The organism is Streptomyces pinistramenti (genome assembly GCF_020564935.1).
Lineage (GTDB): Bacteria > Actinomycetota > Actinomycetes > Streptomycetales > Streptomycetaceae > Streptomyces > Streptomyces pinistramenti.
In genome coordinates this window covers 1-18,885 of the sequence record NZ_JAJCXB010000092.1, presented here as the reverse complement: position 1 = coordinate 18,885, position 18,885 = coordinate 1, and the positions used below count along the sequence as shown (strand labels likewise).

The following is an 18,885-nucleotide window of genomic DNA, read 5'->3' as shown; positions in this document are numbered from 1 at the left end:
GTGGCGTTCAGGGCAGCTCGGCCGTGAGGGAGCGCGGGTCCGTGGGCGCCTGCCAGGCGACGACCGCGTCGCGGCTGAGGCCGACGGCCGGGGGCTGGTGCAGGACGTAGCGGCCGCGGCGTCGCGTCTGGATCAGGCCGGCCTTCTTCAGCGTCGCGACGTGCCGGGACACCTCGGGCGGCGTGATGTTGAACGCGTTGGCCAGCTCGCCCGTGGTGTGCGGCCCGCGCGACAGCGTCCGGCACAGCTGCATCCGCATCGGGTGGCCCAGGGCCTCCAGACGCTGCTGTACGAGTTCCAGCGCGGCCGGTGCCGGCAACTCCGGCCCCGCGACCGGGTATTGCAGCACGGGGTGCCAGCCCGGCGCATGGCTGAGCAGCAGGTGCGGCCAGCCGAACGATGTCGGGATGAATGTCACGCCCGGGTCGGCCGCGTCCGAGTACGCCGTCGTGCGGCCCGCGGCGAGCTTGTCGACGAGGATGCGCTCGCCGCCACTCCCCCTTCCGTCCTGACCGCTCTCCAGGGAGAGGGCGGTCGATGTGGCCGGCAGGGTTTCCGCCAGCCCCTTGTGCCGCAGCAGTTCGGTCTTGTGCCGGGCGTCCGCGGCCAGTTGGATGCCGACCCGTCGCCAGATGTCCCCGAAGAACGCCTCCTCACAGTCCTCGAACAGCCGGCGCAGCCACACCCGCAGCCCATCGGGGTCGGTGAGCATGCGGTTGGTGAACGCCGCCTGACGCGGCCCGCGCGCCGCCGCCATCTCCCGTACCCGCGCCTGCTCCTCGGCGTCGACGAGGGGCGAGGGCGTGGCCTGGGTGTAGCGGGACGAGCAGGTGATTTCGAAAGCGGCCGCCACGAACCGCTCGTCGTCGATCCGGTCGAGCGCGTCCAGGTCCTCTGCCAGCGTCGCCCCTGGGTGGGCCGGCAGCAGGATGTCGGAGCGTGACGACCGCCACAGGAAGTCCGCCTCGCACAGGCGGTCGGCGAGGTCGGTCTTCAGCCCCGCCGAGGTGGCCGTGACCCAGCCGTGCAGTCCGGGATGGTGGCCCGGCTCGGACAGCGCGTGCAGCACGGCGCCCAGCTCCGCCAGGGGCGACGGGGTGAAGACGAGGCGCTCGGGCGGCAGCCCGGTGATATCTATGACGTCGGCCATGCGCCCATCATGCGCGAGGCCACGACCTGCACGGTTGTCGATTGACTGCTCTCGTCAATCGACGCGCCACGGCGCCCGGAGCCGCCCCAGAGTGAGGGCATGAACGCACACCAGCAGCACATGCTCGATGCCTACCGTGCCGCCCAGCGGGGAGAGAGCGCGCCGGTTCCGCCGGGAGCCGACACCGTTCGCGCCGTTCGTGAGATCCACCGGTGGCGGCGCTTCAACGCCGTGATCACCGATCCCGCCGACCGCCTCCCGGCCCGCACCTTGCGCGCCGTACGGGCCCTGGGCGCTTCCTTCGCCCGTCTCACCCGCGGAGGCCGAGGCAGCTATCCGGCCGACCAGCCGGCATCGGCCGACCAGCCGACGTCGGCCGCCCACCGCTCCGCCGCGCCCAGCAGCACGGCCGTCGCCGGCGCCTTGATCCGGCCGTACGCCGACAGGTCCGGCACGCTCAGCGCCAGCCGTTCCTTGAAGGACCCCCATGCCCGCCGGGCCGAGTCGTCCGCGCGCAGGTAATCGCGGAACAGCAGGGCGAAGCGGGCGTTGGGGCCGCCGTCCTCACGGACATGGACATTGCACGACCGGGCGCCGACCGGCGGCGCGAAGACCCGCTTGCGGCAGTGCTCCCCGAATGACACCTCCATGGTGTTCCACGGCTCCGGCCGCAGGCGGAAGCCGATGCCGGTGAGCAGCGCCACGTCACGCGACGCGTCGAGCGACCGAACCCGCACCTGCACGTCGATGCAGTCCTTGGCCGGCAGCCCCGGAACCGAGGTGGAGCCGATGTGGTCAAGGGCGAGCGCGGCCTCGCCCAGGGCACGGTGCAGCCGTCCTGCCAGCTGCCCGAACTCGGCCTGCCACTCCGGCCGGTGGGCGACCACGGCAACCGGAGCGTCCTCATCGGGGAAGGGCATGGTCCCCCGCACTGCCGATGCCTGCCGCTGCCGTCCGGTCCGGGCGGTTCACTGCCGCCCTCCCCTCTCCACGCGGCCGAGGAAGTCCGTCAGCGCCGTCCGTATGTCGTCGGCCGTCCAGTGCAGTGCGGACGAGCTCACCATCACCTCCGTCATCGCCAGTCCCGGCGGGCTTTCGTCGAGCCACGTCCGGAACAGGCTGATCCCCGTCTCCTGCGCCTGGCGCATCCCCGCGTCGTTCAGCACCTTCGCCGGGTACGGCAGCCACAGGTGGAACTGGTGGGTGAACGGCTCCTCCGGCTGCACCCGGAACCACGGCACCCCGGCCCCGGCCAGGCCCTCCTGGAGTGCCCGTGCGACGACCTTCGCGTGCGCGACGTACTCCGGCAGCCGCGGGAGTTCGCGATCCAGGCCGGCGAGCGCGGTCAGGGCCGTCGGCCACTGCTGGAAGATCTGCCCGCCGTAGCGGTGCCGCCAGGCCCGCGTCTCCTCGATGAAGTCCTCGGTCCCCGCCAGCGCGGCGCCTCCTATGCCGCCGAGCGACTTGTAGAAGGAGACGTACACGCTGTCCGCGAGGGCGGCGATCTCCGGGAGGGAGCGCCCGAAGTGCGGGGCGCATTCCCAGATGCGGGCGCCGTCGAAGTGCACCACCGCGTCCCGCTCGCGGGCCGCGACGACCGTGGACGTCAGCTCCTCCCAGTCCGGCAGCACGAAGCCCGCGTCCCGCAGCGGCAACTCCAGCGCCAGGGTGCCGAACGGCTCCTGGAGGTCGTATATCTCCTTGGCCGTGGGCAGCCGCGGAGCGTCCGTCGGGTGCACCATCCGCAGGCCGCTGACCGTTGCGTAGGCATCGCGCTCGTGGACTTCCATGTGGGACAGCGGATGGCCGGCGACGGTCGTGCTGCCCGTGCGCCCCGCCCAGCAGCGCAGTGCCACTTGCTGCGCCATCGTCCCCGTGGGGAAGAACGCGGCGGCTTCGGTGCCCAGTGCGTCGGCGGTGCGGCGCTCCAGCTCTCCGACGACGCCGTCGCCGTACATGTCGGGCCACCCGGCGAGGTCGTAGGTGCCGGGGGCGTCGGCGGCCAAGCGGTCCAGCCGCTCGCGGAGCGTCTGGACCGCGGGTCCGCTGAGCGTCCGCCGGGCGCCGTGCCATACCGTCAGCCGCCGCGCCCGTTCGCTCTCCGCCGGACTGCCGTCCGCCTGCCCGCCGCCGTTGCCGCTCCGCGCCGTGGCGTCCTCGGCGGTGTCCCGCTCGCTCCGGCTCATGATCCCCCACCTGACCTTTCGCTCCGCGTCGTAGCCCTGATCATGGCGCAGCCGCGCCCGGCGCCGCGAGCCCTGTGGATAACTCTCGGAAAAGCTCGGAAGCGGCTGCGACGAGCCCCGTTGGCGGCCCGGCCGAGCGGTCGGCGAGAGGCGTGTTTCACCCTTCGCGCGACCCTCAAGTGCGCCGGAAACACTCGCGTAGCATGGCGATGAATCGTCCGGTACCCCCCGCGGACTGGAACGGAAGGCACCGCCGCGTGAATGCAATCCCGCCCATCGAGGCCCACGACCGCCCGGCCCGACTGACCGTCGGAGTCGTCGGCGCGGGGCGCGTAGGACCCGCCCTCGCCGCTTCGCTACAGCTTGCGGGCCACCGCCCGGTCGCCGTCTCCGGAGTCTCCGACGCCTCCGTACGGCGCGCGGCCGCGCTCCTGCCCGACGTGCCGCTGGTACCGCCGGCCGAGGTCCTGGCCCGCGCCGACCTCGTGCTCCTCACGGTCCCCGACGACGCCCTGGCCGGCCTGGTGACGGGCCTCGCAGCGACCGGTGCCGTACGGCCTGGACAACTGCTGGTGCACACCTCCGGCCGTTACGGAACCGCCGTACTGGATCCCGCCACCCGGGCCGGCGCGCTGCCGCTGGCCCTGCACCCCGTGATGACGTTCACGGGCACCCCGGTGGACGTCCAGCGGCTGGCGGGCTGTTCCTTCGGTGTCACCTCGCCCGATGAGCTGCGGATGGCCGCCGAGGCGCTGGTCATCGAGATGGGCGGGGAGCCCGAGTGGATCGCGGAATCGGCCCGTCCGCTCTACCACGCGGCGCTCGCCATCGGCGCGAATCACCTGGTCACGCTCGTCGCCCAGTCGCTGGAGCTGCTGCGCACCGCCGGGGTCGAGGCCCCGGACCGTATGCTCGGCCCGCTCCTCGGCGCCGCCCTCGACAACGCGCTGCGCTCCGGTGACGCCGCCCTGACCGGGCCGGTCGCGCGCGGCGACGCGGGCACCGTCGCCGCCCATGTCACCGAGCTGCGCCGGCACGCCCCGCAGAGCGTCGCCGGCTACCTGGCGATGGCCCGCACGACGGCGGACCGGGCGCTCGCCCACGGCCTCCTCAAGCCGGAGCTGGCCGAGGACCTCCTCGGTGTGCTTTCCGACGTCGCCACAGGGGAAGCGTCCGGGAACCCGGCGCCCCGGGGGCGGCCGTCCGCGGACGACGATCCCGAGGGCGGGCCGTCCGAAGACCGGCCGTCCGATGACGGCCCCGACCACCCCGACGACGGCCCCGCCGACCAGGGCCCCCACGGAGGCGACAGCCGATGACCGCCCCGATCCGGCAGCCGGTCCCCCAACTGGTGTACACCGCCGCCGAGTTGCGGGGCCTCGCGCGCTCCGGTGGCGGGCGGGCCGTCGTGATGACCATGGGGGCGCTGCACGAGGGCCACGCCACCCTGATGCGGGCCGCCCGGGAGCGGGTCGGGCCCCAGGGGCAGGTCGTCGTCACGGTCTTCGTCAACCCGCTGCAATTCGGCGCGGGCGAGGACCTGGACCGCTATCCGCGCACCCTCGACGCCGACGCCGTACTGGCCGGTGCGGCAGGCGCCGACGTCGTCTTCGCGCCGTCCGCCGACGAGGTGTACCCGGGCGGCGAGCCCCAAGTGCGGGTTGCCGCAGGGCCCATGGGCACCGTCCTGGAGGGCGCGAGCCGCCCCGGGCACTTCGACGGCGTGCTGACGGTGGTCGCCAAGATGCTGCACCTCACCGGGCCGGATGTCGCGCTCTTCGGCGAGAAGGACGCCCAGCAGCTCGCGGTCATCACGAGGATGGCCGCCGACCTCAACTTCCCCGTGGAGATCGTCGGCGTTCCGACGGTCCGGGAGGAGGACGGTCTCGCGCTCTCCAGCCGTAACCGCTACCTCTCCGTGCCCGAGCGCAGGACCGCGCTCGCGTTGTCCGCGGCGCTCTTCGCCGCCCGTGACCGTATCGCCGCCCAGGAGGCGCTGCGGGAACGCGCCGGCTCTGCCGGGCAGCGCGCGCAGCGGCGCTCCGAAGCCCTGGCGGCCCTGGGCGAGGACCGGGCCGCCGCGGACGCGCACGCCGTCGCGCAGGCGGCGGCCGACGCGGCGCGCGGCCCGTCCGTGGCGCGCGCCGCCGCCCGCGCCGTCCTGGCGGATGCCGCCCTCCTCGACCCGCCGCTCGCACTGGACTACGTGGCGCTGGTCGACCCGTCCGACTTCACCGAGGTCGCCGACGGCCACGAGGGCGAGGCGGTGCTCGCCCTCGCCGCCACGGTGGGCACCACACGCCTCATCGACAACATCCGCCTCACCTTCGCCGGCCCACAGTCACATCCGGCCGCCCCGGAAGGCCCTCCTCACCCCGCGGACCCTCCCTCACCCCCCACTTCCCAAGGCCCCCTCGGAGCGACCCGATGACCGCCACCGGAACAGGCAACGAACCCGGCCCGACCGGCATACGCCTTCAGGCTCCCGCCCCGGGGTGGGCCATCGACGCGGACGTGGTGGTCGTGGGATCCGGTGTCGCCGGGCTGACCGCCGCGCTCCGGTGCGCCGCAGCCGGCCACCGGACGGTGGTCGTCACCAAGGCCCGCCTGGACGACGGGTCCACCCGCTGGGCCCAGGGCGGGATCGCCGCGGCGCTCGGCGAGGGGGACACCCCGGAGCAGCATCTGGCCGACACCCTCGTGGCGGGCGCCGGCCTCTGTGACGAGGCGGCCGTCCGCGCCCTGGTCACCGAGGGCCCCGCCGCCGTGCACCGGCTGATCGCCGCCGGCGCACGCTTCGACACCGCCCCGGGGACCGGCGGCATCGCGCTCACCCGGGAGGGCGGCCACCACCGCCGCCGCATCGCGCACGCCGGAGGCGACGCCACCGGAGCGGAGATCTCCCGCGCGCTCGTCGCCGCGGTACGCGCCGCCGGGCTGCGCACCGTCGAGAACGCCCTCGTCCTCGACCTGCTCACCGACGCCCGGGGCCACACCTCCGGCGTCACTCTGCACGTCATGGGCGAGGGGCAGCACGACGGCGTCGGCGCCGTGCACGCCCCGGCCGTCGTCCTCGCCACCGGCGGCATGGGCCAGGTCTTCTCCGCGACCACCAACCCGGCGGTCTCCACCGGCGACGGCGTCGCGCTCGCGCTGCGCGCCGGAGCCGAGGTGTCCGACCTGGAATTCGTCCAGTTCCACCCCACGGTCCTCTACCTGGGCGCCGAAGCGGAGGGCCAGCAGCCGCTGATCTCCGAGGCGGTACGGGGCGAGGGCGCCCATCTCGTCGACGCCGACGGCATCCGCTTCATGGCCGGCAGGCACGAACTCGCCGAGCTGGCGCCGCGCGACATCGTCGCCAAGGAGATCATGCGCAGGGCGCACGAACAGGGCGTCGAGCACATGTACTTGGACGCCCGGCACTTCGGTACGGACATGTGGGAGACGCGCTTCCCGACCATCCTCGCCGCCTGCCGCAGCCATGACATCGACCCCGTAACGGAACCCGTCCCGGTCGCCCCGGCCGCCCACTACGCCTCCGGCGGCGTACGCACCGACCTGCACGGCCGGACGACCGTGCCGGGCCTCTACGCCTGCGGTGAGGTCGCCTGCACGGGTGTCCACGGCGCCAACCGGCTCGCCTCCAACTCCCTTCTGGAGGGCCTGGTCTTCGCCGAACGCATCGCGGCCGACATCGCCGGGAGCGGCGCCGCCACCGGGAGCGCCGGAATCACCGGCCGCACCGGGAGCGAGGACGCCACCGGGAGCGACGGCACGGCGCACGCGAGCGCGACGCCGGCCCCGGACGCCCCGGCGGCCGCCCCCGTCCCGCTGCCGCTGCTCGCCCCCGAGGCGCGGATCGCGGTGCAGCGGATCATGACCGCGGGCGCCGGCGTGCTGCGCAGCGCCGACAGCCTCGCGCGGGCCGCCGAGCAGCTCGACCGCCTCCACCGCGAGGCCACGGCCGCCACCCCGCCGGCGCCCGGATCCAAGGCCCCCGAGCCCGGTGTCGAGGCGTGGGAGACGACCAACCTGCTGTGTGTCGCCCGGGTGCTGGTCGCCGCCGCGCAGCGCCGCGAGGAGACGCGCGGATGCCACTGGCGTGAGGACCACCCGGACCGGGACGACACCTCCTGGAGCCGCCACTTCCGCATCACCCTGGATGCGGACCGCGCCCTGGCCGTCCGCACCACCGGGACGGCAGGTTTCCCGCCCACGGTCCCGGAGAAGGACACCAACCACCCCGCACCACCCGCCACTTCACTCCCCGATACGGAGCGCACCCCGTGAGCAGCACCCCCGACGACCTCCCCCTCCTCCAGATCGGCAGGCGCGACGCCGCAGCCGCGGACGCCTCCACCGGCGGTGGCTGCGGCGACGCCTGCGGCTGCGGCGGGCCCGACGACGGCGCGTACGCACTCGACCCGCTCAGCTGCGGACTCGACCCGGACCTGGCCGCCCTCCTGGTGGCGGCGGGCCTGGACCCCGTCCAGGTGGAGGACATCGCGCACCTCGCCATCGAGGAGGACCTCGACCAGGGCGTGGATATCACCAGCGTCGCGACGGTCCCCGAAGACGCGGTGGCCACCGGCGACTTCACCGCCCGCCAGGCCGGTACGGTCGCCGGGCTGCGGATCGCCGAGGCGGTGCTCTCCATCGTCTGCACCGAGGAGTTCGCCGTCGAACGGCACGTCGAGGACGGCGACCGGGTCGAGGCCGGCGCCAAGCTGCTCAGCGTCACCACCCGCACCCGCGACCTGCTCACCGCCGAGCGCAGCGCGCTCAACATCCTGGGCAGGCTGTCGGGCATCGCCACCGCCACCCGGGCCTGGGCGGACGCCCTTGAGGGCACCAAGGCCAAGGTCAGGGACACCCGCAAGACCACACCTGGACTGCGCGCCCTGGAGAAGTTCGCGGTGCGCTGCGGCGGCGGCGTCAACCACCGGATGTCGCTGTCGGACGCCGCACTGATCAAGGACAACCACGTCGTCGCGGCCGGCGGCGTCGCCGAGGCGTTCACCGCCGTACGGTCCGAGTTCCCCGGGGTGGCGATCGAGGTCGAGGTCGACCGGATCGACCAGATCCCGCCGATCCTCGCCGAGGGCGCCGACCTCATCCTGCTGGACAACTTCACCCCGGAGCAGACCGCCCAGGCCGTCGCCCTGGTGGCGGGCCGCGCGATCCTGGAGTCCTCCGGCCGCCTCACTCTGGACAACGCCCGGGTGTACGGGGAGACCGGCGTCGACTACCTGGCGGTGGGGGCGCTCACGCACTCGTCCCCGGTGCTCGACATCGGCCTCGACCTGCGCGAGGACGAGGCGACGGACGACCAGCGCGAGGACCACTGACCGCCATGCTGCTGACCATTGATGTGGGCAACACCCACACCGTCCTCGGGCTCTTCGACGGCGAGGACATCGTCGAGCACTGGCGGATCTCCACCGACGCCCGCCGCACCGCCGACGAACTCGCCGTCCTGCTGCACGGCCTGATGGGCATGCACCCGCTGCTCGGCGACGAACTGGGCGACGGCATCGAGGGCATCGCCATCTGCTCCACCGTCCCCTCCGTCCTGCACGAGCTGCGCGAGGTCACCCGCCGCTACTACGGGGACGTCCCCGCGGTCCTGGTGGAGCCGGGTGTCAAGACGGGTGTGCCGATCCTCATGGACAACCCGAAGGAGGTCGGCGCGGACCGGATCATCAACGCGCTGGCGGCCGTCGAGCTGTTCGGCGGGCCCGCCGTCGTCGTCGACTTCGGCACCGCCACCACCTTCGACGCGGTGAGCGCCCGCGGCGAGTACGTCGGCGGCGTCATCGCCCCCGGTATCGAGATCTCCGTGGAGGCACTCGGTGTCAAGGGCGCCCAGCTCCGCAAGATCGAACTGGCCCGGCCGCGCAGCGTCATCGGCAAGAACACCGTCGAGGCGATGCAGTCCGGCATCCTCTACGGCTTCGCCGGCCAGGTCGACGGCGTCGTCCAGCGCATGGCGCGCGAGCTGTCCGACGACCCCGACGAGGTGACCGTGATCGCCACCGGGGGCCTGGCGCCGATGGTGCTGGGCGAGTCGTCGGTGATCGACGAGCACGAGCCCTGGCTCACCCTGATCGGCCTGCGCCTGGTCTACGAGCGGAACGTCGCCAGGCCCTGAGCGCACGGCGCGGACGCGCGGGCCTGAAGCGGCCCGTCCGGCCCCGCAGGGGCCGTCCGGAGCCCCTGCGTCCGGGCGGCCAGGGGAAGGCGGCCCGGCCGCCCGCCGGGGCTGTGTGGCGCCCGCCACGGAGATGTCCGTGGCCGCGCCGCCATCCGCAATTGAATGCCTTTTGTCCTAATTGGTCGTAAAGTCCGCCGCATGCCTATGCCATACGGATCCCGCGGCGGCATGGCGTTCAGCGCCGACGAGTTGCGTGTGCTCCGTCGCGCCCTCGCCCATGCCCTGCAGTCGACGTCCTCCGCCGCCCCGCCCGGTGCCTTCGGCCCGGAAGGGGCGGCGGACATCCAGGAGTACCTCCGGCTGGCCGAGGCGGTGGACGAGGCGGTCCGCGAAGGCGGCCGGCTGCGCGCCTTCCTGCTCGCCGACCTCGCCCGCTACCGCGAAGCCCTGCCCGGCTCCGCCGCCGGCTACCTCGCACAGCTCCAGGAAGCGCTGTCCGCCGCCTACGTACCGGGCCCCGACGACCTCGCGGCCCTGCGCGCGCTGGCCGGGCGGCCCGCAGGACCGGCCGAGAGCGACCGCAGGACCGCCCTGCTGCGCCGCTGCGAGCAGCTCGCCGAGCTGTCCGTACGCGCCCGGCTGCGGGCCCTGCCCGCGGCCCGCAGCGCCGACGAGCCGCCCCGGCCCGCCCCGCGCCCCGCGCCGCGGCCGGGCGAACGGAAGGCGCCGCGTCCTGACCGGCCGATCCCCACACCCGGCGAGGTCTTCCCGCCGCGGCGCAAGCCCGCGCCGCCCCCCGCGGCCCGCACCGCCTGAGTGCTGCGTACCCTGGAATCCACTCGCCCCAAGGAGGCTCACGTCATGGATTACGTCGCAGCGCTGTTCCCGCCGGTAGTGATGGCCGTGGCGTTCACCGCTTTGATCGTCACCATCGTCAAGAGCCAGGGCGGCCAGAACAAGGCGAAGGAAGACGCCGCGGTGGACGCCGTGCTCGGCCGCGCCGACTCGGCCCGTCAGGAACCCACCGCGCACGGCGCCTGAATCCAGCGCATTTCCGGTGCCGGCCCCCGCCCGCACCACCACGTACGGCCCGGGATGGGTATCCCGGGCCGTGCCTCGTTTTCCTGCGTAAACGCACCGAGATGAACCGGCATTCGAGACATCTCCCACTATTCTTCTGGTGTGCCGAGACCATTGGGTGATCTGGAAGACGCGGTCATGACGCGGGTCTGGGAGTGGAACCGCCCGGTCACCGTTCGAGAAGTCCTGGAAGATCTGCAGAAGGAACGGTCGATCGCCTACACGACGGTCATGACCGTATTGGACAACCTCCATCAGAAGGGCTGGGTGCGCCGCGAAGCAGAAGGCCGCGCCTATCGATATGAAGCGGTCTCCACTCGCGCCGCATACTCGGCCGCACTGATGAACGAAGCATGGTCGACCAGTGACAACCCGGCGGCCGCTCTCGTCGCCTTCTTCGGCATGATGTCGCCGGAACAGCGCCATGCACTTCGGGACGCCGTACGGATGGTGCAGGCCGATGAACCGGCCGCACCCGGCGACCCGGAAGATCCGGCCGAACTCACGGAAGCCGTGGAGCATGCCGCGGCCGCCGGAACCGCACCGGACACCGGGCACACAACAGGTGCAGAAGGTGTGGAAGACGCGGGCGGAGCGGCATCCGCGGAAGGCGATGAACCCGGAGCGGGCCCCGGTGACAAGGGGCGATAGCGTCCCGACATGTCTCCGCATTCAAAAGGGCTCACCGTACGCCGTGCCAGGACCAGCGATGTACCGGCCGTCCGCCGCCTCATCGACTCCTACTCCCGCGACGGGATCCTGCTCGACAAAGCCACCGTCACCCTTTACGAAGACATCCAGGAGTTCTGGGTCGCCGAGCGCGACGAAGACGCCGAGGTGGTGGGCTGCGGCGCACTCCACGTCATGTGGGAAGACCTCGCCGAGGTACGCACACTGGCGGTGGATCCCCGGCTCAAGGGCGCCGGTGTCGGCCATCAAGTCCTCGCCAAGCTGCTGAGCACCGCGCGCTGGCTCGGAGTGCGCCGCATTTTCTGTCTCACCTTCGAAGTCGACTTCTTCGTCAAGCACGGGTTCGTGGAGATCGGTGAGACTCCCGTCGACGGTGATGTCTACAGCGAGCTGCTGCGTTCCTATGACGAGGGCGTTGCCGAGTTCCTGGGACTCGAACGAGTGAAGCCCAACACCCTGGGTAACAGCCGCATGCTTCTGCACCTCTGATCAGCGTTCTATGTCCGAATCGCGCCCCTATCTCATGCCTACCGGGCGATGCGTTCCCCTGTCGGCGGGCAAGTGAACCCTACCCAGGGGTTTGTGTTTTTCCGGGAAAAGCGGTTTGCTTTCCGTCGTAATCCACATTCGATGAAAGGGAAACCCGGTGGCACAGAAGGTTCAGGTTCTTCTTGTCGACGACCTCGACGGCGTCGAGGCCGACGAGACCGTGACGTTCTCTCTCGATGGCAAGTCCTACGAGATCGACCTCACCACCGCCAACGCCGACAAGCTGCGCACCGCGCTTGGCGACTTCGTCAAGGCCGGCCGCCGTACCGGTGGTCGTTCTTCTTCCGGCCGCGGCAAGACCCGTGCGGCTTCCGGCGGCAGCCAGGACACCGCGAAGGTGCGCGCGTGGGCCAAGGACAACGGCTACAACGTCAATGACCGTGGCCGCGTCCCCGCCGACATTCGCGAGGCATACGAGAAGGCCAACGGCTGATCGCCAACGGCGCGATCGGTTTGGTCATTACGAGCACGCAGCAACCGGGCCCGGTGGCATTCCGTTGCCGCCGCGCTCACGAGCCGTACGAGATCGGGGGCGTCACCCCTGTCCCCGAAACCTGCCCCGAACCCCGTGGTGGGCAGGGAATTCTCGGCCTCGTATCCCGGTTCGGGAGGCCGCACCCATACCGCGGCCTCCCGCGAGCCGAATCCGCACGACGACGGTCCGGAACTCGGGAATGACGGAGCGGGCATCCGTCCTCCGGCGCCCCGCGCCGTGAGATCGGGCGCGAGCGCGCCCCACTCCAGCCATTCCAGGATTCCGGGCAGTTCATCGGCGCCGCCGGCAGTCACGAGCATGAGGATTTTCGGCCGATCGGCAGCGGGAATCCCGTCGCTCGCGGCAGGGCCGCAGCCGCTGTGGCAGTCCTCCGCAAGGGCCGCAGCGCCGTGCGGTGCGCCAGGACGCCGGGTGCCGCCGATGAGCGCCACAGGGCCGGTGCGCGGCAGCCGCCGCAGAACGGCGTGACCCGCATCCGCCGGCATCTCCAGGACGTCGAAACGCAGCCCCGTGAGCAGCTCCACCGGCCTCGTACCGGTGGTCGGCCAGCCCAGCTCCTCCTCGTACCACCGGCGTACGGCGGCACGGGGCGTACGGGGACGCGGGAGCGCGTGGGCCATGCCCGGTGCAACTCCCGAAAACCCGGGAAGTTACGCTGGGTTGACGTACGGATACGTGACGTGCCTGGTGAGCCGGGTGCGCGGGGGTATTCGGCGGGACGGATCCGGTCAGAGTTGTTCGCCCGTAGCGGATGGACCGGGCCGTTGTCGCATGGAGTGTCAGTGGCAGCGGGTAAGACATTCACCATGGGAAAAGACGGTGTGACGGCGCAGAATGCGCTCCGCCCGGCGTGACGGCGGGCGGAGCGGCAGGCGTGCCGGAACGGGCGGCGTTCGCCACGGGCGTAGTGGTGGTGGGCGTATATGCCTGGCCTGCGGGAACATCGTCTCGCACCATCGGGTTGGAGCAGTTGTCGGCTGTTCGGGGCAGGTGACTTCCCTACGAGAGTGGGGTGAGCCGCGTACGGGTGTCGGCAGTTGGAATGAGCTGTCCCGCCCTGCGGGACTAGCATGCGGAAGGACAGGGAGGGGACCGCCCCCTCATCTGCCCGACCGCTCTGAGGAGCGATTTACGATGTTCGAGAGGTTCACCGACCGCGCGCGGCGGGTTGTCGTCCTGGCTCAGGAAGAAGCCCGGATGCTCAACCACAACTACATCGGCACCGAGCACATTCTCCTGGGCCTGATCCACGAGGGTGAGGGTGTCGCCGCTAAGGCCCTGGAGAGCCTCGGGATTTCGCTCGAGGCGGTCCGCCAGCAGGTGGAGGAGATCATCGGGCAGGGCCAGCAGGCTCCGTCCGGGCATATTCCCTTCACCCCCCGTGCCAAGAAGGTGCTGGAGCTTTCGCTCCGTGAGGCCCTTCAGCTCGGCCACAATTACATCGGTACGGAGCACATCCTGCTCGGCCTGATCCGCGAGGGCGAGGGCGTCGCAGCCCAGGTCCTCGTGAAGCTGGGCGCCGATCTGAACCGGGTGCGGCAGCAGGTCATCCAGCTGCTCTCCGGATACCAGGGCAAGGAAGCCGCCACCGCAGGCGGCCCGGCCGAGGGCACGCCCTCGACCTCGCTCGTCCTGGACCAGTTCGGCCGCAACCTCACGCAGGCCGCTCGCGAGACGAAGCTCGACCCGGTCATCGGGCGCGAGAAGGAAATCGAGCGGGTCATGCAGGTGCTGTCCCGCCGTACCAAGAACAACCCGGTCCTCATCGGCGAGCCCGGCGTCGGCAAGACGGCGGTCGTCGAGGGACTGGCGCAGGCCATCGTCAAGGGCGAGGTGCCCGAGACCCTCAAGGACAAGCACCTCTACACCCTCGACCTCGGTGCCCTGGTCGCAGGCTCCCGCTACCGCGGTGACTTCGAGGAGCGCCTGAAGAAGGTACTCAAGGAGATCCGCACCCGCGGCGACATCATCCTGTTCATCGACGAGCTCCACACCCTGGTGGGTGCGGGCGCCGCCGAGGGCGCGATCGACGCCGCGAGCATCCTCAAGCCCATGCTGGCGCGAGGCGAGCTGCAGACCATCGGCGCCACCACGCTCGACGAGTACCGCAAGCACCTGGAGAAGGACGCGGCCCTTGAGCGCCGCTTCCAGCCGATCCAGGTCGCGGAGCCGTCGCTGCCGCACACCATCGAGATCCTCAAGGGCCTGCGGGACCGCTACGAGGCACACCACCGGGTGTCCATCACGGACTCCGCGCTGGTCGCCGCGGCCACCCTCGCCGACCGCTACATCTCGGACCGGTTCCTGCCGGACAAGGCGATCGACCTCATCGACGAGGCCGGCTCGCGGATGCGCATCCGCCGGATGACCGCGCCGCCGGACCTGCGCGAGTTCGACGAGAAGATCGCCGACGTGCGCCGGGAGAAGGAGTCCGCGATCGACTCGCAGGACTTCGAGATGGCCGCGGGCCTGCGTGACAAGGAGAAGCAGCTCCTGGCCGCGAAGGCGAAGCGGGAGAAGGAGTGGAAGGCCGGCGACATGGACGTCGTCGCCGAGGTGGACGAGGAGCTGATCGCCGAGGTTCTGGCGACGGCCACCGGCATCCCGGTCTTCAAGCTCACCGAGGAGGAGTCCTCGCGGCTGCTGCGGATGGAAGACGAGCTGCACAAGCGCGTCATCGGCCAGAAGGACGCCATCAAGGCGCTCTCGCAGGCCATCCGTCGTACGCGGGCCGGCCTCAAGGACCCCAAGCGTCCCGGTGGTTCGTTCATCTTCGCCGGTCCTTCCGGTGTCGGTAAGACCGAGCTGTCCAAGACGCTGGCGGAGTTCCTGTTCGGCGACGAGGACGCACTGATCTCCCTCGACATGTCGGAGTTCAGTGAGAAGCACACGGTCTCGCGGCTGTTCGGTTCGCCTCCCGGCTACGTCGGCTACGAAGAGGGCGGCCAGCTCACCGAGAAGGTGCGCCGCAAGCCGTTCTCCGTCGTGCTCTTCGACGAGGTCGAGAAGGCCCACCCGGACATCTTCAACTCGCTGCTGCAGATCCTGGAGGACGGTCGCCTGACCGACTCCCAGGGCCGGGTCGTGGACTTCAAGAACACGGTCATCATCATGACGACCAACCTCGGCACCCGGGACATCTCCAAGGGCTTCAACCTCGGCTTCGCGGCCCAGGGCGACAGCAAGTCCAGCTACGAGCGGATGAAGAACAAGGTCAACGAAGAGCTCAAGCAGCACTTCCGCCCCGAGTTCCTCAACCGTGTCGACGACACCGTCGTCTTCCACCAGCTGACCGAGGAAGACATCATCCAGATCGTCGACCTCATGCTCGCCAAGGTGGACGAGCGGCTCAAGGACCGCGACATGGGCATCGAGCTGAGCAGCGAGGCCAAGTCGCTGCTGGCCAAGCGCGGGTACGACCCGGTGCTCGGCGCCCGTCCGCTGCGCCGCACGATCCAGCGCGAGATCGAGGACGCCCTCTCGGAGAAGATCCTCTTCAGCGAGCTGCGTCCGGGCCACATCGTGGTCGTCGACATCGAGGGTGAAGGCGAGAACGCCAAGTTCACCTTCCGCGGCGAGGAGAAGTCGGCGCTGCCCGACGCCCCGCCGATCGAGTCCACGGCCGGCGGTTCGGGTTCGACGAACCTCAGCAAGGACGCGTAACCGCACGGGCGCCCACTCGCGCCCGCGCACCGCGCACAGATACGGCACTGCCCCGGAACCGTTCGTACGGTCCGGGGCGGTGCCGTATCCGCGTGCGGGGGCGTTACGGGCAGGCGGCGGCCGCTACAGCTGGATGACGCGGATGCCGTCCGGGACTCCGCTCACCGGGCCGATGCGTGTGCCGACCGTGAGGGTGTCCAGCCGCGGGAACGCCGCCAGCCACTCCATGGAGACGCCCAGGTCGTAGGCGAGCCACAGGCGGGTCAGGCCGCCGGCGGGGGCGATGCCCTCGATGAGCTGGTCGGGGGTGAAGGGGCCGGCGATCCGCAGTTGCGCGCGGCCGCCCAGCCGGCGCAGGGCGTGCAGCTCCTCCGGGTCACAGACCGGGAAGTACAGCTCGGCCGGGTCGAGGTGGGCGATGATCTCGCGGGCGTAGCGGGCCGTGTCGTAGCGCCGCCAGGCGCCGGCGAGCTGGGCGCGTACGTCGTGGTGCGCACGGTCGCGGAGGCCGGTCAGGTAGTCGATGGCCATGTCGTCGGCGATGGAGGTCGCGGTGATGGCGAGGAGGTGCGCCTCCTGGTCGGTGGCCGGGGCCGGGTCGGGGAGCATCTCCAGCACGATCGGGCCGATCCAGCCCAGGGCGCGGGCGGCGGCCGGGGTGCCGGGGCGCACCATGTCGCGGGTGAAGCGCTGGACGCGGGCGCGGACCGCCGGGTCCAGCTCGGCGGCGTGCTCCAGGCAGGCGGCCGCGAGGAGCTTGCGGTGCCGGGCCTCGGCGGCCCGTACGCCGGGGTGCGGGGAGAGCAGGCCGTCGAGCAGCGCGGCGCATTCGTCGGGGCGGGCCAGGGCCACGGCCATCCGGATGACGTCTTCCCAGTCGTCGTGGTGGGCGTGGTCGAGGAGCAGCGCGAAGTCGTGCTGCTGCACGGTGGCGCGGGCGGCGAGGTGGTCCTGGAAGGTGCGGTGGACGAAGTCGACGGTGCCGGGGGTGGGTTCGCGCAGCAGGCCGGTGCGGTTGAGGAGGTGGCGGAAGACGTCTTCGGGGCCACCCTGGCGGGCCGCGTCCGGGATGGCGGGCAGGTGGCGGGCGAGGGTTTCGACGGCGGTGGCGCGGTCCATTTCGGAGCGGCCGTTGAGCAGCATCCAGTGGGCCAGTTTCTGGAGCAGCTGGATCTTCGGCTGCCGGGTCAGGTCCACGCCGTCGGAGGCGGTCATCGCGCGCTCGCGGTCGCGGCGCTCCAGGAGCATGGACAGCGCGGCGTCGTACAACTCCTTGCGGCCGTTGGGCAGATAGTCGCGGCGGTCGCGGTGCAGGGCGCACAGCAGCCCGCACATCAGCGGATTGGTGGCCAGCCGGCCGAGATCGCGGGTGATGCGGACGGCGTTGAGCAGGGTGTGCTCGTAGTGGCCGAGGCGGTCGAGGTCGGCGGGTTTCTGCTGGGCGGCGGCGCGGTGCCAGCGCTGGATGAACGCGGCGATGTCCTCGCGGCTCATCGGCGCCAGCGACAGTTCGCCGAAGCCCTCGCCGTCCAGCCAGCGGTGCGGGACGGCGGACGGGCGGGACGTGACGATCCAGATGTTGCCGGGGTAACGGGCGGTCCAGTCGCGCAACTTGTCGCGGAGCCGCTCCCGTTCGCTCTCGGGGCACTCGTCGACGCCGTCGATGAGCAGCAGCGCGCGTCCGGCGCCGAGCACCCGCTCGGTCCAGCCCGGCGGCTGGGCGGCGGCCTCCGGGTAGCCGACGGCGGTCAGGAAGGAGGCGGGCGCGGGGAAGCCGTCACGGGCGAAGCGGCGGACCGGCAGCAGGAACGGGATCCGGCCGCGCAGCTTCGCGAGGGTGCCGGGCAGTTCGTCGCGGGCGGTGGCGACGGTCAGCCACTGGAGGAGGGTGGTCTTGCCGGACCCGGCGACGCCGCGGACGAGGACCCGGCTGCGGCCGGCCAGGGCCTGTTCGGCGGGGATGGGGGGGCTCGTCCGGGGAGGTGCCGTCATCGGGGGCCCCAGGAGAGGTGTCGTGGTCCGCGGGTCCGGCCGGCTCGCACCGGAGGCCCAGGTAGGCGGCGTCCAGGGGCCAGCTGTCGGGGGAGTGCGCGAGGTCGATGCCGAAGATCGTCAGGTGGTTGTGGAGGACGGCGGTGTCATGGGCGTACCGCTCCTCGAAGGCGGCGTCCGCGACGGCCGGTGACGGCGGCCTGATGCGGGGGGACGCGGTGCCGTGGACGAGTCCTGCCAGGGTGCGGGTCTCTTCGGCGAGGGTGCGGGAGAGGTAGGGGGAGCGCCTGGTGAGGAAGTACAGGATGTGCAGGGCGGTGGCGTCCAGGAGGACGTCGTAGAGCCGTCGTTCGTCCTCGGTCAGCTGCCTGGTGACGCCGGGGACGGCTTCGCTCAGCCGTTGGGCGAAGCGGGCGGGCAGCAGCCGGGCGGCGGTCAGGTCGTCCATGTCGGTGTCGGCGAGGGCCTGGAGAGTGCGGGCCAGGGCGGCGGTGACGGCGGACGTGGTCCCCGGGCGCTGCTCCGGCTCGTCCCCGAGCGCCTGCTCGACCAGCTCCGTGGCGAGCCGTGCCACGTCCCGTTCGGTCAGCGTGCGCTTCTCGCCGGCGAACGCGACGAGGGAGGCGAGGGGAACGGGGCGGTCGGTGGGCCCGGGGGCGGCGTTGTCGCGGTGGAAGAGGCTGCGGATGAGGGGGCGACGACGGGCGGTGCGAGGCGGGCGGCTATGTGGGTGGTGTGGTGGGCGGGATCCATGGGTTCCCCGTAACTGCGGGTCGGGGGGCGCGTGTTGGGGGGTCAGCCTAGGAGTTGTCTTCAAATGTCACGCCCACATCAGGAGCGATGCGAGGGTGATGGCTGCTTGGTAGGACTCGGCGGTCTTGTCGTAGCGGGTGGCGATTCCGCGCCATTGCTTCAGGCGGTTGAA

16 protein-coding genes and 3 pseudogenes are annotated in these 18,885 nt (G+C 71.7%); 11 read left to right on the top strand and 8 right to left on the bottom strand.

Going from position 1 to position 18,885, the window contains the following annotated elements:
- Positions 1–7: 7 nt before the first annotated feature.
- The 3 genes from LIU39_RS33165 to LIU39_RS33155 all read right to left on the bottom strand — a co-directional run bounded on the left by LIU39_RS33165 (position 8) and on the right by LIU39_RS33155 (position 3,336).
- Positions 8–1,150: a DUF5937 family protein gene (locus LIU39_RS33165; RefSeq protein WP_227050671.1), complete on the bottom strand. Its 1,143-nt coding sequence runs from the start codon at positions 1,148–1,150 to the stop codon at positions 8–10.
- Positions 1,151–1,482: 332 nt separating this feature from the next.
- Positions 1,483–2,070, bottom strand: a complete 588-nt coding sequence (locus LIU39_RS33160; protein WP_227050670.1) for a GrpB family protein — start codon at positions 2,068–2,070, stop codon at positions 1,483–1,485.
- Positions 2,071–2,118: 48 nt separating this feature from the next.
- Positions 2,119–3,336 carry a threonine aldolase family protein gene (locus LIU39_RS33155; protein WP_227050669.1) on the bottom strand — a complete coding sequence of 406 codons (1,218 nt, stop codon included), beginning with the start codon at positions 3,334–3,336 and terminating at the stop codon, positions 2,119–2,121.
- A 257-nt stretch (positions 3,337–3,593) separates the two neighbouring features.
- Here LIU39_RS33155 and LIU39_RS33150 point away from each other — a divergent pair, with 257 nt between their 5' ends.
- The 10 genes from LIU39_RS33150 to LIU39_RS33105 all read left to right on the top strand — a co-directional run bounded on the left by LIU39_RS33150 (position 3,594) and on the right by LIU39_RS33105 (position 12,242).
- On the top strand, positions 3,594–4,655 hold the full coding sequence (locus tag LIU39_RS33150) for a Rossmann-like and DUF2520 domain-containing protein (RefSeq protein ID WP_227050668.1): 1,062 nt from the start codon (positions 3,594–3,596) through the stop codon (positions 4,653–4,655).
- Positions 4,652–5,767 (top strand): pantoate--beta-alanine ligase, encoded by a 1,116-nt coding sequence (panC, locus tag LIU39_RS33145; RefSeq protein ID WP_227050667.1) that lies wholly within the window; start codon positions 4,652–4,654, stop codon positions 5,765–5,767. Before LIU39_RS33150 ends, panC begins: the two co-directional genes overlap by 4 nt.
- Positions 5,764–7,626: an L-aspartate oxidase gene (locus LIU39_RS33140; RefSeq protein WP_227050666.1), complete on the top strand. Its 1,863-nt coding sequence runs from the start codon at positions 5,764–5,766 to the stop codon at positions 7,624–7,626. Before panC ends, LIU39_RS33140 begins: the two co-directional genes overlap by 4 nt.
- Positions 7,623–8,684 carry a carboxylating nicotinate-nucleotide diphosphorylase gene (gene nadC / locus LIU39_RS33135; protein WP_227050665.1) on the top strand — a complete coding sequence of 354 codons (1,062 nt, stop codon included), beginning with the start codon at positions 7,623–7,625 and terminating at the stop codon, positions 8,682–8,684. The genes LIU39_RS33140 and nadC overlap by 4 nt, the downstream gene beginning before the upstream one ends.
- 5 nt (positions 8,685–8,689) lie before the next feature.
- Positions 8,690–9,487: a type III pantothenate kinase gene (locus tag LIU39_RS33130; protein ID WP_227050664.1), complete on the top strand. Its 798-nt coding sequence runs from the start codon at positions 8,690–8,692 to the stop codon at positions 9,485–9,487.
- Between the two features lie 201 nt (positions 9,488–9,688).
- The gene (locus LIU39_RS33125) at positions 9,689–10,306 is read left to right on the top strand and encodes a hypothetical protein (protein ID WP_372464137.1); all 618 of its coding nucleotides are present in this window, start codon (positions 9,689–9,691) and stop codon (positions 10,304–10,306) included.
- 45 nt (positions 10,307–10,351) lie between these two features.
- On the top strand, positions 10,352–10,531 hold the full coding sequence (locus LIU39_RS33120) for a hypothetical protein (RefSeq protein WP_227050663.1): 180 nt from the start codon (positions 10,352–10,354) through the stop codon (positions 10,529–10,531).
- 177 nt (positions 10,532–10,708) lie between these two features.
- Positions 10,709–11,221, top strand: coding sequence for a BlaI/MecI/CopY family transcriptional regulator (locus LIU39_RS33115; RefSeq protein ID WP_372464139.1), 513 nt, complete (start codon positions 10,709–10,711; stop codon positions 11,219–11,221).
- Positions 11,222–11,230: 9 nt separating this feature from the next.
- Positions 11,231–11,749 carry an amino-acid N-acetyltransferase gene (locus tag LIU39_RS33110; RefSeq protein ID WP_227050661.1) on the top strand — a complete coding sequence of 173 codons (519 nt, stop codon included), beginning with the start codon at positions 11,231–11,233 and terminating at the stop codon, positions 11,747–11,749.
- 157 nt (positions 11,750–11,906) lie between these two features.
- Complete coding sequence (locus tag LIU39_RS33105; protein ID WP_227050660.1) at positions 11,907–12,242, top strand: histone-like nucleoid-structuring protein Lsr2; 336 nt, start codon at positions 11,907–11,909, stop codon at positions 12,240–12,242.
- Here LIU39_RS33105 and LIU39_RS33100 read toward each other — a convergent pair.
- Both LIU39_RS33100 and LIU39_RS35735 read right to left on the bottom strand, forming a co-directional pair.
- Positions 12,173–12,736, bottom strand: a complete 564-nt coding sequence (locus LIU39_RS33100; RefSeq protein WP_372464138.1) for an SCO3374 family protein — start codon at positions 12,734–12,736, stop codon at positions 12,173–12,175. The genes LIU39_RS33105 and LIU39_RS33100 overlap by 70 nt on opposite strands.
- Positions 12,713–12,925: pseudogene (locus tag LIU39_RS35735) on the bottom strand (SCO3374 family protein); the annotation flags it as partial. The pseudogene LIU39_RS35735 and the gene LIU39_RS33100, both read right to left, overlap by 24 nt.
- 514 nt (positions 12,926–13,439) lie before the next feature.
- Here LIU39_RS35735 and LIU39_RS33095 point away from each other — a divergent pair.
- Positions 13,440–15,968, top strand: coding sequence for an ATP-dependent Clp protease ATP-binding subunit (locus LIU39_RS33095; RefSeq protein ID WP_227050658.1), 2,529 nt, complete (start codon positions 13,440–13,442; stop codon positions 15,966–15,968).
- A 123-nt stretch (positions 15,969–16,091) separates the two neighbouring features.
- Here the strand turns inward: LIU39_RS33095 and LIU39_RS33090 are convergent, their stop codons facing one another.
- The 3 genes and pseudogenes from LIU39_RS33090 to LIU39_RS33080 form a co-directional block, all read right to left on the bottom strand.
- Positions 16,092–17,960: an NACHT domain-containing protein gene (locus LIU39_RS33090; RefSeq protein WP_264483522.1), complete on the bottom strand. Its 1,869-nt coding sequence runs from the start codon at positions 17,958–17,960 to the stop codon at positions 16,092–16,094.
- A gap of 286 nt (positions 17,961–18,246) precedes the next feature.
- Positions 18,247–18,777 (bottom strand): annotated as a pseudogene (locus tag LIU39_RS35730) (NACHT N-terminal Helical domain 1-containing protein); the annotation flags it as partial.
- A gap of 3 nt (positions 18,778–18,780) precedes the next feature.
- Positions 18,781–18,885 (bottom strand): annotated as a pseudogene (locus LIU39_RS33080) (IS5/IS1182 family transposase); the annotation flags it as partial.